General features: G+C 71.0%; 13 protein-coding genes. 8 read left to right on the forward strand and 5 right to left on the reverse strand.

The window, feature by feature from the left end; translation table 11 throughout:
- Positions 1-29: 29 nt before the first annotated feature.
- Complete coding sequence (locus Q9R26_RS15140) at positions 30-1,520, reverse strand: leucyl aminopeptidase (RefSeq protein WP_259577699.1); 1,491 nt, start codon at positions 1,518-1,520, stop codon at positions 30-32.
- Between the two features lie 76 nt (positions 1,521-1,596).
- On the opposite strand from Q9R26_RS15140, the gene Q9R26_RS15145 reads away from it, so the two are divergent.
- The 5 genes from Q9R26_RS15145 to Q9R26_RS15165 all read left to right on the forward strand — a co-directional run bounded on the left by Q9R26_RS15145 (position 1,597) and on the right by Q9R26_RS15165 (position 7,492).
- Positions 1,597-2,526, forward strand: coding sequence for a proteasome assembly chaperone family protein (locus tag Q9R26_RS15145; protein ID WP_209135655.1), 930 nt, complete (start codon positions 1,597-1,599; stop codon positions 2,524-2,526).
- Positions 2,527-2,683: 157 nt separating this feature from the next.
- A complete protein-coding gene (locus Q9R26_RS15150; protein ID WP_259577702.1) occupies positions 2,684-4,003 on the forward strand; it encodes a nitrate/nitrite transporter in 1,320 nt (439 codons plus the stop codon).
- Between the two features lie 193 nt (positions 4,004-4,196).
- Complete coding sequence (locus Q9R26_RS15155; RefSeq protein WP_027465462.1) at positions 4,197-5,456, forward strand: RNA polymerase sigma factor; 1,260 nt, start codon at positions 4,197-4,199, stop codon at positions 5,454-5,456.
- 6 nt (positions 5,457-5,462) lie between these two features.
- On the forward strand, positions 5,463-6,722 hold the full coding sequence (locus tag Q9R26_RS15160; RefSeq protein ID WP_311227728.1) for a MurT ligase domain-containing protein: 1,260 nt from the start codon (positions 5,463-5,465) through the stop codon (positions 6,720-6,722).
- Entirely contained in the window at positions 6,719-7,492 is a 774-nt protein-coding gene (locus tag Q9R26_RS15165; RefSeq protein ID WP_311227729.1) for a hypothetical protein, read from the forward strand. The genes Q9R26_RS15160 and Q9R26_RS15165 overlap by 4 nt, the downstream gene beginning before the upstream one ends.
- Positions 7,493-7,586: 94 nt before the next feature.
- On the opposite strand, the gene Q9R26_RS15170 is transcribed toward Q9R26_RS15165, so the two are convergent.
- A complete protein-coding gene (locus Q9R26_RS15170; protein WP_017886093.1) occupies positions 7,587-7,811 on the reverse strand; it encodes a hypothetical protein in 225 nt (74 codons plus the stop codon).
- Between the two features lie 167 nt (positions 7,812-7,978).
- On the opposite strand from Q9R26_RS15170, the gene Q9R26_RS15175 reads away from it, so the two are divergent.
- The gene (locus tag Q9R26_RS15175) at positions 7,979-10,105 is read left to right on the forward strand and encodes a type IIA DNA topoisomerase subunit B (protein ID WP_259577707.1); all 2,127 of its coding nucleotides are present in this window, start codon (positions 7,979-7,981) and stop codon (positions 10,103-10,105) included.
- 242 nt (positions 10,106-10,347) lie between these two features.
- Here Q9R26_RS15175 and Q9R26_RS15180 read toward each other — a convergent pair whose 3' ends face one another.
- Complete coding sequence (locus tag Q9R26_RS15180) at positions 10,348-12,834, reverse strand: DNA topoisomerase (ATP-hydrolyzing) (RefSeq protein WP_311227730.1); 2,487 nt, start codon at positions 12,832-12,834, stop codon at positions 10,348-10,350.
- A gap of 43 nt (positions 12,835-12,877) precedes the next feature.
- Between Q9R26_RS15180 and Q9R26_RS15185 the strand changes: the two genes are divergently transcribed.
- Positions 12,878-14,044 carry an alkaline phosphatase family protein gene (locus Q9R26_RS15185; protein ID WP_182065356.1) on the forward strand — a complete coding sequence of 389 codons (1,167 nt, stop codon included), beginning with the start codon at positions 12,878-12,880 and terminating at the stop codon, positions 14,042-14,044.
- Positions 14,045-14,097: 53 nt separating this feature from the next.
- On the opposite strand, the gene sepH is transcribed toward Q9R26_RS15185, so the two are convergent.
- Positions 14,098-15,126: a septation protein SepH gene (gene sepH / locus Q9R26_RS15190; protein ID WP_311227731.1), complete on the reverse strand. Its 1,029-nt coding sequence runs from the start codon at positions 15,124-15,126 to the stop codon at positions 14,098-14,100.
- 298 nt (positions 15,127-15,424) lie between these two features.
- Here sepH and Q9R26_RS15195 point away from each other — a divergent pair, with 298 nt between their 5' ends.
- Complete coding sequence (locus Q9R26_RS15195; protein WP_017886098.1) at positions 15,425-15,724, forward strand: DUF4193 domain-containing protein; 300 nt, start codon at positions 15,425-15,427, stop codon at positions 15,722-15,724.
- Between the two features lie 128 nt (positions 15,725-15,852).
- Here the strand turns inward: Q9R26_RS15195 and Q9R26_RS15200 are convergent, their stop codons facing one another.
- On the reverse strand, positions 15,853-16,284 hold the full coding sequence (locus tag Q9R26_RS15200; protein ID WP_182065358.1) for a DUF3093 domain-containing protein: 432 nt from the start codon (positions 16,282-16,284) through the stop codon (positions 15,853-15,855).
- Between the last annotated feature and the right edge of the window lie 21 nt (positions 16,285-16,305).

Genomic DNA, 16,305 nt, shown 5'->3' on the forward strand with positions numbered 1-16,305 from the left:
GTGCGCCGATCCCACCGGTACCAAACCTACTACTCGGACTGGAGGTCTTCTGCGAGAGCGATGAGCGTCCGGACCATCACGCCCGTCGCACCCTTGCCCAACCAGGCGTACCCGCCGCCCTTGTTCTCCGACGGACCCGCGATGTCGAGGTGCGCCCAGGGGACACCCTCGCCGGCGAAGCGCTCGAGGAACTTGCCCGCGAGCAGCATGCCGCCGGCCGGGTTGCCCACTGTGGCGTTGACGATGTCGGCGACGTCGCTGGACAGCCGGGCCTCGAGTTCCTCGGGCAGCGGCATCGGCCAGATCGGCTCCGCGACGCCGTCGGCGACGGCGCGGACCTTCGCGACGAGGTCGTCGCTGCCCATCAGGCCGGTGGTGCGGTCGCCGAGCGCGACGACCTGGGCACCGGTCAGCGTGGCGACGTCGACGAGCGCGTCGGGCTGCTCGAGCGACGCGGCGGCCATCCCGTCACCGAGAACGAGGCGGCCCTCGGCATCGGTGTTCGTGACCTCGACCGTGGTGCCGTTCTTCAGCGTCAGGACGTCGCCCGGGCGGGTCGCGGTGCCGGAGGGCATGTTCTCGGCGAGGGCGAGCCACGCGGTCACGCGCACGTCGAGGCCCAGGCGGGCGGCGGCGACGGTCGCGGCGAGCACCGTGGCGGCACCGGTCATGTCGGTCTTCATGCCGAGCATCGACGCCGCCGGCTTGAGCGAGAGGCCGCCCGAGTCGAAGGTGATGCCCTTGCCCACGAGGGCGAGGTGCTTCGTGGCGGACTCCGGCGAGTACCGGACGACGACCAGGCGCGGGGGACGCGCCGAACCACGGCCGACGCCGAGGATGCCGCCGAAGCCCTGCTCCTCGAGCGCCTGCTCGTCGAGGACCTCGACGGTGAGCGGCAGGTCGGAGGCGAACCCGGTCGCGACGTCGGCGACGTCCTGCGGCCCGAGGTCGCCCGCGGCGGTGTTCACGAGGTCGCGCACGAGCGACGCGGCGTCGGCGACGATGGCGGGGCGCACGGCGGCGTCGGCGGCGACGTCCGCGGGGGCGACGACCTCGATGCGCTGGTCGCCGCGGGCCGGGGCCTTGGTGCCGGCGCCCTTGTGCCGGGTGAAGGCGTACGCACCGAGCGCCGCGCCCTCGAGGGCGGCATCGACGAGCTCGGCCGAGTCGGTGGGCAGGGCGAGCGTGATCGAGTCGACCCGGGGGAGCTGGCGGACGGCGCTGCCGGCCGCAGCACGAATCGCCGCGGCACCCGTGGCGGACCCGAGCCCGATCAGCGCGACCGACTTCGCACCGACGCCGGTGGCGGGCAGGCGGACGAGCTGGTCCTTCGCGCCGGTGACCCCGATCGCGGCGAGGTCGAGGCCGGCGAGGGCGTCGAGCGCGCCCAGGGCGGTGGGAGCGAGCACGGCGGTGCTGTCGGCCTCGCCGGACGAGCCCGGACGGACCCCGACGACGAGCACGTCGGCGGTGGTGGCCTCGGGTGGTGAACTGGTGGTGGAGAGCGTCGGTCGGACCATGCTCCAACCCTACCGACGGCCTGTTCGCTGTCGGCGTGGTCGTCGCGCACCGGTGACGTCGGAGGCCCCGCCTAGCATGGGGACGGTGAACCACCCCGAGGAGCTCTACACGTTCGACGCGGACGCCCCGACCGTGCCAGCAGGGTTGCACCTGATCGCCGGGCTGACCGGCTTCGCCGATGCCGGATCGGCGGTCGCGCAGGTGACGAACTCCGTCCTCGAGGACCTCGACTCCGAGCTCGTCGCCGAGTTCGACCCCGACGTGCTGCTCGACTGGCGGGCCCGTCGCCCGGTCATCACCTTCGAGCACGACCACATCAGCGCCGTCGAGCCGCCACGGTTGGCGCTGCACCTGGTGCGCGACGAGATCGGCCAGCCGTTCCTGTTCCTGTCGGGCTACGAGCCGGACTTCCAGTGGAACCGCTTCGTCCGCGCCGTCACCGGGCTCGCCGCCGACCTGCAGGTGGCCGACACCACGTGGGTGCAGTCCATCCCGATGCCGGTCCCGCACACCCGTCCGATCGGCCTCACCGTCTCCGGCACCCGGGCCGACCTGGTCGAGCAGATGAGCGTCTGGAAGCCCGAGACCCAGGCGCCGGCGAACGTCCTGCACCTGGTCGAGCACCGCCTCGCCGAGACGGGCGCGCAGGTCACCGGGCTCGTGCTGCTCGTGCCGCACTACCTGTCCGACACCGAGTTCCCCGACGCCGCCGTCGCGGCGCTCTCCGGCATCGCCGCCGCGACCGGGCTCATCTTCCCGACGGACGCCCTGCGCGAGTCGGGTCGCGAGTTCCTCGCCCGCGTCGAGGAGCAGGTGGCCGGGAACCCCGAGCTGCAGCGCCTGGTGTCCGTGCTCGAGGAGCGGCACGACACGTACATGGAGGGCAACCCCGTCGCGTCGCCGCTCACGGGCGTGGACGGCGAGGTGCCGACCGCCGACTCGATCGCGGCCGAGCTCGAGCGCTTCCTCGCAGACCGACGCACCCAGGGCGACGCGACCGATTGACCGTCGCGGGATCCGGACGTCCCCCCAGGGCGGCCTGGAGGCCCGTGGCGGCCCCGCACCGCGCCTCCAGGCCGTCCCCGGGTCGCCCGCACGACGTGACCCGCGTCGACGACGCTCGTCGCGCATCGACGCGGGGAGGCGTCGGTAGCCTGGTCCGGTGAACTCCCGTCGTGCCTTCCTGATCTGGGGCGTCGCGGTCCTCGCGTACGTCCTCGCCGTGGTGCAGCGGTCCTCCCTCGGGGTCTCCGGAGTCGACGCGCAGGACCGGTTCGCCGTCTCCGCCGCGGTCCTGTCCACCCTGGCCGTGGTGCAGATCGCCGTCTACGCGGGGCTCCAGATCCCGGTGGGGATCGCCCTCGACCGCGTGGGCCCGCGCCGGCTGGTGCTCCTCGGCGCCGCGCTGCTGGTCGTCGGACAGGCGATCGTCGCGGTGTCCCCGTCCATCGGGCCGGCCATCGTGGGGCGGGTGCTCGTCGGTGCCGGTGACGCGATGACCTTCATCTCGGTCATCCGTCTGGTGCCGATGTGGTTCAGCGGCCGGATCCTCCCGCAGATCTCGCAGTGGACGGGCAACCTCGGGCAGATCGGCCAGATCCTGTCGGCGTTCCCGTTCGCGGTGCTCCTGCACACGGTGGGCTGGACGCCGGCGTTTGGCGTCGCGGCCGCTGCCAGCGCCGTGGGCCTGGTGCTCGCAGCGGTCTTCGTGCGCAACGGTCCCGTGCCGGTGCGGACGGACACGATCCCGCTGCCGCACTCGTGGGGCGCCGCGTTCCGCACCTTCGGGCACGCGCTCCGGCGCCCGGGCACGCAGCTCGGGTTCTGGTCGCACTACGTCACGCAGTCGTCGGGCACGGTGTTCTCGCTGCTGTGGGGTGTCCCGATGCTCCGGGGGCTCGGGTACTCCCCGGGTGAGGCGGCGGGCTTCCTCACGATCATCGTGGTCGTCGGGTTCGTCGCCGGTCCGGTGCTCGGCGTGCTCTGCGCGCGGTTCCCGATGCGCCGGTCGAACCTGGTGCTCGGCGTCGTCGTCCTGCTCGCGGTGCTCTGGACGGCGATCCTGCTCTGGCCCGGGCACCCGCCGACGTGGCTGCTCGTGCTGCTCGTCGTCGCGATGGGGATCGGCGGGCCCGGTTCCCTGATCGGCTTCGACTTCGCCCGGTCCTTCAACCCGGTCGGATCGCTCGGCTCGGCGAACGGCGTCGTGAACGTCGGCGGGTTCCTGGCGGCCTTCGTGATGATGTACCTGATCGGCGTCCTCCTCGACGTCGCTGCGCGGGCGTCGGGCACCGAGGTGTTCGCCTGGGAGAACTTCCGGATCGCCCTCACCGTGCAGTACGTCGTGGTCGGTCTCGGTGTCGGGATGCTCCTGCACGCGCGCCGTCGGACCCGCCGGGTGCTGCACTCGGAAGAGGGAATACGCGTCGGGCCGCTCTGGGTTGCACTCGTTGCACGCCTGCGGAAGCGGCACGTGCAATAATGATCACGGACCCGTTCGGGCCCCCTGTCTGTCGGAACACTTCGGTGCGCCGGTGAACCCGGGGGACTTGACATGGGTCCTAGTGCTGCCCGGAACGGTAGGACTCGTACGACGCGGGGGACTGCGGCGCGGGACCTGGGCGGCGAGGGAGGCCACGACCCCACGAACGTGGCACGACGAGAGAGGTGATCGCATGGCTGCCCGGAGCACGACGATCGATCCCACGAAGGACACCGAGCCCGAGGGCGCCGTGGCAGAGGACGCCACGGACACCGAGGGCACCGCAGCGCCGAAGAAGCGTGCCACGAAGGCCCCCGCCAAGAAGGCGCCCGCCAAGAAGGCAGCACCCAAGGCGAAGAAGACCGACGCCGTCGACGAGGCGATCGCCTCCGACGAGCCCGTCGAGGAGCCGACCGACGAGGCCGACGACACCGACGACAAGACGGCCAAGCCGGACGCCGCTGCCGCGGTCGCCGCCGGTGCGCTCGTCATCTCGCAGACCGACGACGACGAGGCGCCGGTCTACTCGACGACCATCACGGGCGCCACGGCCGACCCGGTGAAGGACTACCTCAAGCAGATCGGCAAGGTCGCCCTGCTCAACGCCGAGCAGGAGGTCGAGCTCGCGATGCGCATCGAGGCCGGCCTGTTCGCCGAGGACAAGCTGCAGCACGCGACGGGGCTGTCGAAGCCCGCCGAGCGCGAACTGCGCTGGGTCGCCCGTGACGGACAGCGTGCGAAGTCGCACCTGCTCGGCGCGAACCTCCGCCTGGTCGTCTCGCTCGCGAAGCGCTACACCGGTCGTGGCATGCAGTTCCTGGACCTCATCCAGGAGGGCAACCTGGGCCTGATCCGTGCGGTCGAGAAGTTCGACTACACGAAGGGCTTCAAGTTCTCGACCTACGCGACGTGGTGGATCCGTCAGGCCATCACCCGTGCCATGGCCGACCAGGCCCGCACCATCCGCATCCCGGTGCACATGGTCGAGGTCATCAACAAGCTCGCCCGTGTCCAGCGGCAGATGCTGCAGGACCTCGGTCGCGAACCCACTCCGGAAGAGCTCGCCCGCGAGCTCGACATGACCCCGGAGAAGGTCGTCGAGGTCCAGAAGTACGGCCGCGAGCCGATCTCGCTGCACACGCCCCTGGGTGAGGACGGCGACTCGGAGTTCGGTGACCTCATCGAGGACACCGAGGCGGTCGTGCCGGCTGACGCGGTGGGCTTCACGATGCTGCAGAAGCAGCTCGAGAGCCTGCTCGACTCCCTGTCCGAGCGCGAGGCGGGCGTCATCCGCATGCGCTTCGGCCTCGGTGACGGCCAGCCGAAGACCCTCGACCAGATCGGTGACACGTTCGGCGTGACGCGTGAGCGCATCCGTCAGATCGAGTCCAAGACGATGGCGAAGCTCCGCCACCCGTCGCGGTCGCAGTCGCTGCGCGACTACCTCGAGTAAGCCGGCATGCGCTTCTTCATCCCGATCCTGATCGGGCGGATCCTCCGTGCCCTCGCCCGCGCGAGGGGCGGCGGGTCCGCCTACCCCGGGTACATCGTCCTGAAGCTCGTGCCGGACTTCCTGCAGCACGTGACGAAGCAGTTCCCGAACGGCGTCGTCTTCGTGCTCGGGTCGAACGGCAAGTCGACGACGACGCACATGATCTCCGACATCGTCCGGGCGCACGGGCTGCGGGTCTTCACGAACCCGTCCGGCGCGAACCTGCCGCAGGGCATCGCGTCGGCCCTGCTGTCCGAGGTGTCGCTGACCGGCCGGCTCAAGGCCGACATCGGCATCCTCGAGGTCGACGAGGCCTTCGCGGTCGAGCTCGCCGGCATCCTGTCGCCCTCGACGGTGACGATGCTCAACGTGCAGGTCGACCAGCTGTACCGGTTCTTCGAGACCGAGCGCGTGGCGACGATGATGCTCGACACCGCCGCACTGTCGACCGCGAACGTCATCACGAACCACGACGACCAGTTCCTCGATGGCTACTCCGGCACCCCCGGGCAGCGCGTCCTGCGGTTCGGTGCGAGCGACGAGGTCATCGCCGCGGCACCGAACGGCCTGCAGAACGCCGACTCGTTCGACGCCGGTGACCGTGCCCAGCACACCGCCGACGCCGAGGTCGTGGCCCACACTGGCGACGGCGCGACGATCCGTTTCGACGGCGCCGAGATCCCGGTCCGGCTGCCCGCCCGCGGCCTGCACTACGCGGTCGACGCCGCTGCGGCCACCGCGACGGCCAGTGCGGCCCTCGGCGCGCAGTTCCGTGCCGACGCCGTGACCAAGGCCTTCGGCGCGATGAAGCCCGCCTACGGCCGCGGAGAGCGTCTGCCGATCGCGGGTGAGTCCGCCGAGTTCACGATGTTCAAGAACGCTGCGAGCCTGCAGCTCAACCTCGACGCCCTGCCGGACCAGCCCGAACAGGTCCTCATGGCGATCGACGAGGGCACGCCCGACATCTCCTGGATCTACGACATCGACTTCTCGAAGCTCGACCACGTGGACGTCGTCTCCGGGGACAAGGCGTGGCAGATCGCGATCGCACTCGAGCACGCCGGTGTCCGCATCGGCCGGGTCGAGCCCGACGTCGAGGCAGCCATCAAGCACATGGAGCAGCTCGGCTCGACGACCCGCGGGACGAAGAACTTCATCGTCAACTACGAGATCATGATGATCGCCCGCAAGGCACTGGGCCACCCGGACATGGAGAAGACCGCATGACGGCCGACCGGCTGACCATCCTGCACGTCTACCCCCGGCAGATGGGCGTCTCTGGTGACCGCGGCAACGTCGCGGCCCTGGTCCGCCGTGCGGCCGCCGCGGACATCGAGACCCAGGTCTTCGAGTACGCGCCGGGTGACGAGCTTCCGACCATGGCGGACGTCGTCGTGATCGGCAACGGACCGCTCAGCGCGATGCGCTCCCTGGGTCACGACGTCACACGCATCGGCGGCGCGCTCCGTGCGTTCGCGACCGATGGTGTGCCGGTCATCGCGGTCGGCGGTGGGTTCGACCTCGCGACGAACGAGGTCGTGCCGACCGAGGGCGCACCGGTCGCCGGCTTCGGCGTGTTCGACGCCCGTGCGGTCCGAGGTGCCGAGCGCCGCGTGAACTACTTCGTCCTCGAGACCCGGTACCCGCTGCTCCCCGGAGCACCGAAGCGTCTCGCCGGCTTCGAGGACCACGCCACCACGATCGAGCTCGCGGCCGGGGTCAGCCCGTTCGCCGACGTCGTGTCCGGTGGCGGCAACCAGGCGGGAGCCCCGGTCGAGGGCGCGATCGTCGGTACGTCGTTCGGCACGCACACGCAGGGTCCGATCCTGCCGCTCAACCCGCAGCTGACCGACGGTGTCCTCGCCGCGGCCACCGCACGGCTGGGCCGCGAGTACGCGCCGGACCCGGAGCAGACGGCGACCATCGACCAGTACGCACGCGAAGCGCGCGCGACGATCGACCGCTACGTCGACAAGGCGTTCAAGCGCATCGCCTGACGGCGGTTCGCCGTGGACGTCGAGCGCGTCCACGCAGAGACGGGAGGCGCGGTGCCAGCTGGCACCGCGCCTCCCGTCTTCGTGTCGGTCGCGACTACTTCGACTCGTAGAGCCGGCTGCTCTCGTCGTGCCACTCGATGGCGGTCGCCGCGAGCTTGTCCTTGAACTCGGCGCCGTGGTGGGCGCAGAAGTAGAGCTCGCCGCTCGACATGGTGGCTCGGATGTAGGCCTGCGCCCCGCAGCTGTCGCAACGGTCGGCGGCGGTCAGCTGGTGGTTGCTGACTTCGTCGATGGAGGGGTCCTGCACGGTCTGGGTCATTGCTGTGCTCCTCACGGATCGCAGGTGGTGCCGGGTGGTTGCACCATTTCAACACGTGATGCCTGAGAGCGACGCATTGTCGGGGCCTGTTTCGCTCAGCGCGGATCGCTTGGCCCCAGTGCGAGTGTCCACACGGTGCTGTCGGTGCCGCTCGGTAAACTCCGACGGTGAGCTCCGACTACTCCGCACGCCATCTCTCCGTCCTCGAAGGGCTCGAGGCGGTCCGGAAGCGGCCGGGCATGTACATCGGCTCGACGGACTCCCGGGGCCTCATGCACTGCCTGTGGGAGATCATCGACAACTCGGTCGACGAAGCCCTCGCGGGGCACGGCGACGAGATCGGTGTCGTGCTGCACGCCGACGGCTCGGTCGAGGTCCGGGACACCGCGCGAGGCATCCCCGTCGATGTCGAACCGAAGACCGGTCTGACCGGGGTCGAGGTCGTGTTCACCAAGCTGCACGCCGGCGGCAAGTTCGGTTCGGGGTCGTACGCGGCCTCGGGCGGCCTGCACGGCGTCGGCGCCTCGGTGGTGAACGCGCTGTCGGAGCGCCTCGACGTCGAGGTCGACCGGGCCGGCAAGACGTATGCCATGTCGTTCCACCGCGGCGAGCCCGGCATCTTCGACGACAGCAAGGGCATCGGACCGGACGCTCCGTTCGCGCCCTTCACCTCGGGCAGCGAGCTGCGAGTGGTGGGCAAGGTCAAGAAGGGCGTCACCGGTTCCCGGATCCGTTACTGGGCGGACCGCCAGATCTTCACCGCCGACGCCCGGTTCAGCACCGACGACCTGGTCACCCGTGCACGGCAGACCGCGTTCCTCGTGCCCGGCCTCGGCATCACCATCACCGACGAGCGCGCGGCGTCGATCGACGCCGCTGCCGCCCGGGCCGAGGCGACGGGCACCACGGTGGCCGCCGGGCCGGTGGTGGAGCGCTTCCGGTACGAGGGCGGGATCGGTGAGTTCGTCGAGCACCTCGCCGTCGACAGCCCCCTCACCGACGTCTGGCGCGTGCAGGGGACCGGCACCTTCACCGAGACCGTGCCGATGCTCGACGACAAGGGCCACATGGTCTCCACCTCGGTCGAGCGCGAGTGCGAGGTCGACCTGGCGCTCCGCTGGGGCAGTGGCTACGAGACCGTGTTCCGCAGCTTCGTCAACATCATCGCGACGCCGAAGGGCGGGACCCACCAGGCCGGGTTCGAGTCCGGCGTCGTCAAGGCGGTCCGCGCCCAGGTCGAGGCGAACGCCCGCAAGCTCAAGGTCGGGCAGGACAAGCTCGACAAGGACGACGTCCTCGCCGGCATGACCGCCGTGCTGACCGTGCGGTTGCCGGAGCCGCAGTTCGAGGGGCAGACGAAGGAGATCCTCGGCACCCCGGCGGTCCGGAAGATCGTCGACCAGGTCGTGTCGAAGCGCATCACCGAGATCCTCACCTCGACGCAGCGCACCGAGAAGGCACAGTCGGCGGCCCTGCTCGAGAAGGTCGTGTCCGAGATGAAGACGCGCATCTCGGCGCGGGCCCACAAGGAGACGCAGCGCCGCAAGAACGCGCTCGAGAACTCCTCGCTGCCGACGAAGCTCGCCGACTGCCGCTCGCAGGAGACCGAGGGCACCGAGCTCTTCATCGTCGAGGGCGACTCGGCGCTGGGCACCGCGAAGCTCGCCCGCAACAGCGAGTACCAGGCACTGCTGCCGATCCGCGGCAAGATCCTCAACGTGCAGAAGGCATCCGTGTCGGACATGCTCTCGAACGTCGAGTGCGCATCGATCATCCAGGTCATCGGCGCCGGTTCGGGCCGGACGTTCGACATCGACCAGGCCCGCTACGGGAAGATCATCATCATGTCGGACGCCGACGTCGACGGTGCCCACATCCGCACGCTGCTGCTGACGCTGTTCTTCCGGTACATGCGGCCGATGATCGAGCAGGGCCGCGTCTTCGCCGCCGTGCCACCGCTGCACCGGGTCGTCGTGGTGAACCGCGGCAAGCCGAACGACACGCTGTACACGTACTCCGAACAGGAGCTGCAGACGGTGCTGAAGAAGCTCGAGAAGACGGGCAAGAAGTACCAGGAGCCGATCCAGCGGTACAAGGGCCTCGGCGAGATGGACGCGGACCAGTTGGCCGAGACCACGATGGACCGCGCGCACCGCACCCTGCGCCGGGTCAACGTGACCCATGCCGAGGGCGCGGCGAAGGTCTTCGAGTTGCTCATGGGCAACGACGTGGCACCGCGCAAGGAGTTCATCCTGGCGGGCGAGGGCCTGGACCGCGACCGCATCGACGCGTAGCGCGCGGCGGAAGCGACACCGCTCGGCCGACGCACGCGGTCCATCCCGCAAGAGCGACAGAACCCCGCCGACCGTTGGCGGGGTTCTGTCGCTTCTGCGACGGCGGACCGGAGGCCCGTGGCGGTGCCGTCCCGCGCCTCCAGGCCGCTCGTCTGCGTCCTCAGGCGCGGGGCGACGCGCCACGGGGTGCCGAGCGCGTGAGGTGGTGTCAGGCGCGGAACGTGGCGGACGCCAGCGCGCGCCTACGCCTCGCCTGCGGTGCCGTCGAGCGTCGCGGCGCTGCCACCGATCGAGCCGATGACCGCCTCGAGCGGGGCGCCGGACCCGTCGCGCTTCGACAGCCAGTCGGGCAGGGTCCGCGCGGCGCCGTCCGTGCCGACGGCGTGCGGCGGCGCGATGCCCGCCCATCCCACGGTGAGCCCGTCCTCGCCCTTCAGGAACGCGTGCGCCCGGACACCCTGGGTGGCACGGCCCTTCGCCGGGAACTCCGACAGGGCGGAGACCTTGGCACGGCCGGCGTCGGTGCCGGGCAGGGCTGTCGAGGTGGTGGACACCGTGGCGACCACGGCGTCGTCGGATCGTGCGACCGAGCCGAACCAGATCACCGAGGCACCGTCGGCGAGGGCCATGCCGGCCACTCCACCGGCGGGCAGCCCCTGCGCGCGGACGACGGACGCCGGGAACCGCAGCAGCTGCGCGTTCGAGCTGATGAACACGAGATCGTCGGACTCGGGCGCCTGCGCGGCACCGACCACGTGGTCGCCGGGCTTCAGACCGATCGCGACGAATTCGGGCTTGTCCGGCCAGACGCCGGGGACGACGCGCTTGACGACGCCCTGCGCGGTGCCGATCGCCAGCGAGTCCGACGACGCGCCGGACAGGTCGACGATCGCCACGACGGTCTCGCCCTTGGTGAGCGCCAGGAAGTCGGTGACCCGGACGCCGGCGTCGAGCCGGACCGCGGCGGGCGGCACGGCGGGGACGTCGACGGGGGAGAGTCGTAGGACCCGACCGGTCGAGGTGATCGCGCCGACCTGCCCCCGCACCGTGCTCACCACGGCGGAGCGGACGGCGTCGTGCTTGGAGCGCTTCGGCACGCGGACGATGCCGAGTTCCGACGTCGGGATGTCGACGCGGATGAGCCGTCCGGTGGTCGAGAGCAGCACGCGGCAGGGGGAGTCGGCGATCTGCAGGGACTCCGGGTCGACCGCGGCCTTCCGACCGCCCTTGACCGGGGCGTCGGCCTCGGTGAGCAGCGTGCGGCGCGGGGTCGCGAACCTGTCGGACACCTCGGTCAGCTCGAGGGCGACCTGCGCGCGCAGCCGCTCGTCGGATGCCAGCAGTTCCTCGAGGGCGGCGATGTCGGCGAGCAGCTGGTCGCGCTCGGCCTCGAGCTCCATCCGCGAGAACTTCGTCAGGCGGCGCAGGCGCAGCTCGAGGATGTACTCGGCCTGCACCTCGGACAGGTCGAAGACGTCGCGCAGGCGGTTGCGCGCCGCCTCGGAGTCGTCCGAGGTGCGGATGACCTGGATGACCTCGTCGATGTCGAGGATCGCGATGAGCAGGCCCTCGACCAGGTGCAGCCGTTCCTTGCGTCGTGCCAGCCGGTACTGCGACCGCCGGGTGACGACGTCGAGCCGGTGCTGCACGTAGACGTCGAGCAGCTCACGGAGCCCGAGGGTGCGCGGTGACCCGCCGACCAGGGCGACGTTGTTGATGCCGAAGCCGTCCTCGAGCGGGGTGTGCTTGTAGAGCTGCTCGAGCACGGCGGTGGGGTTGAAGCCGCTCTTGATGCCGATGACGAGCCGGAGCCCGTGGTTGCGGTCGGTCAGGTCGTTGACGTCGGAGATGCCGACGAGCTTCTTGGACTGGACGCCGTCCTTGATCTTCTCGATGACGCGTTCGGGGCCGACGAGGTACGGCAGCTCGGTGACGACGAGCCCGACCTTGCGCGGCGTGAGGTTCTCGACGCTCACCTTCGCGCGGGTGCGGAACGAACCACGGCCGGTGGCGTAGGCGTCGCGGACCCCGGAGAGCCCGACGATCGTGCCGCCGGACGGCAGGTCGGGGCCGGGCACGAACTCCATGAGCTCTTCGAGGCTGGCCTGCGGGTTCATGAGCAGGTGCTTCGCCGCCTCGACCACTTCGCCCAGGTTGTGCGGCGCCATGTTCGTCGCCATGCCGACCGCGATGCCCGAGGCACCGTTGACGAGCAGGTTCGGGAACGCCGCCGGCAGCACGCCCGGTTGCATGATCTGGTTGTCGTAGTTCGGGACGAAGTCGACGACGTCCTCGCCGAGGCCCTCGGTCATCGCCATCGACGGTTCGGCGAGCCTGGCCTCGGTGTACCGGGCGGCAGCGGGGCCGTCGTCGAGCGAGCCGAAGTTGCCGTGGCCGTCGACGAGCGGCACGCGCATCGTGAACGGCTGGGCCATCCGCACCAGCGCGTCGTAGATCGCGCCGTCGCCGTGCGGGTGCAGCTTGCCCATCACCTCGCCGGTGACGCGGGCGCTCTTGACGTGTCCGCGGTCGGGCCGCAGCCCCATCTCGGCCATCTGGTACAGGATGCGACGCTGCACCGGCTTCAGGCCGTCGCGGGCGTCGGGCAGCGCCCGCGAGTAGATGACGGAGTACGCGTACTCGAGGAAGGAGCCCTGCATCTCCTCGGAGACGTCGACGTCCTCGATGCGCTCACCGTCGGGCAGGCCGACTACGTCCGTGCGTGCCATGGCACCTTTCTGGAGAACCGGAGTCGTCTGGGAGACTCGTGGGATGGGAACAAGCGTACCGACGGCCCCCGACGCCGTCGCGAACCTCGCCGACGTCTTCCCGAGTTGCCTCGTGGCGCTCGGCGCTGCGGATGACGCGTGGTTGCGGAACGACGGCCTGGAGGCCCGGATCACCCTCCGCCCCGCCCGCTCGGCGATCGTCGTGCTGGTCGACGGCCTCGGTTCCGCCGCGCTGGCGGCCCGCGCCGGGCATGCCCGCTGGCTGACCGGCGCGAAGGGCACCGGCACCGCGAAGAAGCTGCGGAGCGGGTTCCCGACCACGACCGCGGCCGCGCTGAGCACCCTGACCACCGGCCGGTCGCCCGGCACGCACGGCGTCATCGGCTACAGCGGCTGGAACCCGGACACCGGTGCCGTGATGAACCTGCTCGGCGGCTGGGACACCGAGGTCCCCGCGGACTGGTTCCTGACCCGGACCCTGTTCACCCGGGCCGCGGAGCTCGGGCTCGACCCCGTCGTCGTCGGGCCGGACCGGTACCGCTCGTCCGGGATGACCGCGAACGTGCTCGGCGGCGCACGGTACGTGTCGGCGGACACGATCCCACAGCGCATCGACGCGGCACTGGCCGAGACCGCCACCGGCCGCTCGCTCGTCTACCTGTACGTGCCGGAGCTCGACTCCATCGGACACAAGCACGGCTGGCAGTCCGACCGGTGGACGGCTGCCCTCGAGCTGCTCGACGGGGAACTCGTCCGCCTCGATGCCCGGACCGCCGCCGACGTGGGGGTCCTGGTGACGGCGGACCACGGTGTGCTCGACGTGCCGGACCACGCGAACATCGCCATCGACCCGCTACTGCTCACCGACGTGGTCGGCGTCGCGGGCGACCCTCGCTGCCGCCAGCTCACCGTCGCACCCGGCACGGACGTCCGCGCCCTCGTCGGCGCGTTCCGGGCCCGCTACGGCAAGAAGGCGTACGTCGCCAGCCGTGCCGAGGCGATCGAGGCCGGGTGGTTCGGGCAGGTGTCCGACCAGGTGCTGCCGCGGATCGGCGACGTGCTCGTCGTGGCGCGTGGCTCGTGGGCGTTCAACGACGACCGTGCCCTGCGCGAGGACGAGACGCCGAAGCGCATGGTCGGCCAGCACGGGGCGATGACCGACGAGGAGACGATCGTCCCGCTCCGGCTCGCCGGCGCGTTCTCCCACTAGCGTCGCCAGCGCCCGCGCGAGGCGTCAGCGCCGACGGTCGGTGGGCGTGCCGGTCAGGCCGGGTCGTCGTCCGGACGGGTGCCGAAGACGATCTCGTCCCAGCTCGGCATCGAGCGGCGGTTGCGCTTCTTGCGTTCGCCGCGGCTCTCGGGCTCCGGCGCCGAGGCCGGGCGGGCGTCGGACGACTGCGGTGCGGTGTCGTGGGCGCCGCCGTCCTCGAAGCCCTGCAGCGGGATGTCGACGACGCTGATGGAGGTGCCGCGGGCTGGCTCGTCGCGCTGTTCGCCGAAGGACGCTGCTTCGCGCTCACCCCGGCGACGGCGGAGCGCCTCGAGCAGGTCGGCGGTCTCGTTGCCGGGAGCGCGCTCTTCCACAGCGGCCTGGCCGATGCGGGGCAGCGGTGCACGGAGCGGCGCGTGCTGGGACGGCTCGGGCTCGGCGGCCGGCTGCTCCGGCTCGTCGACGCGGAAGGCGCCGGAGTCGAACCGGGTGCCGTCGTCGTCCTGCTGCTCGAACTCGACCGCACGCAGCCGCGGGGCGATGCCCTCGTCGTCGGTGTGCGACAGCCGGTGTGCGTCACCGTTGTCCGGCGCCAGGGTCGAGGTCTTCGGGTCGAAGTGCCACTGGGCGTCGTGCTCGACCTCGCCAGCGGTGTAGCGGACGCGGACCTGCCAGCCGCTCTCCGGGTGCTTCCAGGAACCCCAGGTGATCGCGGTGGCCTCGCCGGCCTCGAGCTTCGCGGTGATCGCGGGGCCGAAGGTGTCGGGGGCCTCGTCGTCGACCGGGGTGACCGGCACGCGGTGCGAGGCGTCGAGGATGAAGGCACGCTCGGCGAGGACCGGGCCCTCGAAGCGGCGGACGTACTCGACGTCGACGTCGAGCGCGGCGGCCACGTCGGCGGCGTCGGCGCCACCACGGATGCGCGCCTGGACGTCCTTGGGGGAGACCCGCTTCTGCGGACCGGCGTCGGGGTTCGCCTGGCGCACCTGGCCTGCCAGCGACGACGTGATGGGCAACCGGAACTCGGTGCCGCCGTCGGTCGCCAGGAGGAGTGCGCCGGACTCGACTCCGATGACTCTCACGTCTTGCATGGTTCCGCCTTCCCAGCGTCGCGTACGGTCCTGCTGTCGTACCCCGTGAGTATGCAGGGACGACGGGCGGTTTCCGGGGAGGCGCACGGGCGTGCCGCGGACATCCGCACGGCTGATCCCGGGCACACGGCGCTCCGGCAACGGGTGTCGGGAATGTCCGGTTCCGGCCCTGGGTTGCACAGCCAGCACGACCCGCTGCAGCACTCGGTTTGCGCTCTGGCGGGGCGTGGTGCAAACTGTCGCCGCCGATCACCCGGCGACGACCTCTCGATACGAGAAATGGATGGGCATGGCCACCGATTACGACGCCCCCCGGAAGACCGACGACAACTCTGACTCAGAGTCGATCGAGGCCCTCAAGGAGCGCGTTCCCGACAAGATGTCGGGGGTCGTCGACGATGATTCCGACAACCCCGGCAGCTTCGAACTCGCCGGACAGGACCTCAGCGACGTCGACCTCGACGTCGTGGTGCTGCCCCCGCAGGTCGATGAGTTCACCTGCGTCGAGTGCTTCCTCGTGAAGCACCGCTCCCAGCTCGACCACGAGTCGAAGCTCGGACCGGTCTGCGCGGAGTGCGCCTCTCTCTAGCGAGCACAGCCGCGTCGCTCTCGACGCAACGATCAGCGAAGGCCCCGCATCCTCCAGGGATGCGGGGCCTTCGTCGTGTGCTGCGCGGCGGGGCCGAGCCGCGCCTCCAGGCCGTGGGTCGTGGGCCGTCAGGACCGCAGCGCCTCGACGACCTTGCCCGGGTGTCGGACGCTGACCAACCAGTAGGGGGTCGGGTCCGCGTCATCGCGCACCTCGACCTTGACGACCCCGCGCACGTAGCCGCGGAAGAGGGTCCAGGCGCGGGCGTCGAGTGCCGGCCCGCGCTGCTCGGTGGCCGCTGCACCCTCGAACGCCTCGGTCGTGCCGACCAGCGTGCGGGGGAGGTGTGCCCTGCCCGCGCGGAACTCGGTGTCGGTGACCTCGATGGTGGGTGCGAGTGCCCACAGGAGGACCAGGACCCCGAGCTCCATCCCGATCGCCACGAGGACGCCGGCCAGGACGCTGATGGGGAGGAAGACGAGCAGGGTGGCGGGGATGACGAGCGCCGTCGCCAGGTAGAGGGCGGGCGGGGCCCAGAGTCGTTCGCGGTACAGGGTCACGGGTCCATTCGATCACGAGCG

This window comes from Curtobacterium sp. BRB10 (assembly GCF_031844325.1).
Taxonomy (GTDB): domain Bacteria; phylum Actinomycetota; class Actinomycetes; order Actinomycetales; family Microbacteriaceae; genus Curtobacterium; species Curtobacterium poinsettiae_A.

Excerpts from the sequence above, each read along its gene's own strand:
- Q9R26_RS15185 (WP_182065356.1), top strand. The coding sequence starts at position 12,878 with ATGGGAACAAGCGTACCGACGGCCCCCGACGCCGTCGCGAACCTCGCC.
- Q9R26_RS15165 (WP_311227729.1), top strand. The coding sequence starts at position 6,719 with ATGACGGCCGACCGGCTGACCATCCTGCACGTCTACCCCCGGCAGATG.
- Q9R26_RS15195 (WP_017886098.1), top strand. The coding sequence starts at position 15,425 with ATGGCCACCGATTACGACGCCCCCCGGAAGACCGACGACAACTCTGAC.
- Q9R26_RS15145 (WP_209135655.1), top strand. The coding sequence starts at position 1,597 with ATGGGGACGGTGAACCACCCCGAGGAGCTCTACACGTTCGACGCGGAC.
- Q9R26_RS15140 (WP_259577699.1), bottom strand. The coding sequence starts at position 1,520 with ATGGTCCGACCGACGCTCTCCACCACCAGTTCACCACCCGAGGCCACC.
- Q9R26_RS15155 (WP_027465462.1), top strand. The coding sequence starts at position 4,197 with ATGGCTGCCCGGAGCACGACGATCGATCCCACGAAGGACACCGAGCCC.
- Q9R26_RS15180 (WP_311227730.1), bottom strand. The coding sequence starts at position 12,834 with ATGGCACGCACGGACGTAGTCGGCCTGCCCGACGGTGAGCGCATCGAG.
- Q9R26_RS15170 (WP_017886093.1), bottom strand. The coding sequence starts at position 7,811 with ATGACCCAGACCGTGCAGGACCCCTCCATCGACGAAGTCAGCAACCAC.
- Q9R26_RS15160 (WP_311227728.1), top strand. The coding sequence starts at position 5,463 with ATGCGCTTCTTCATCCCGATCCTGATCGGGCGGATCCTCCGTGCCCTC.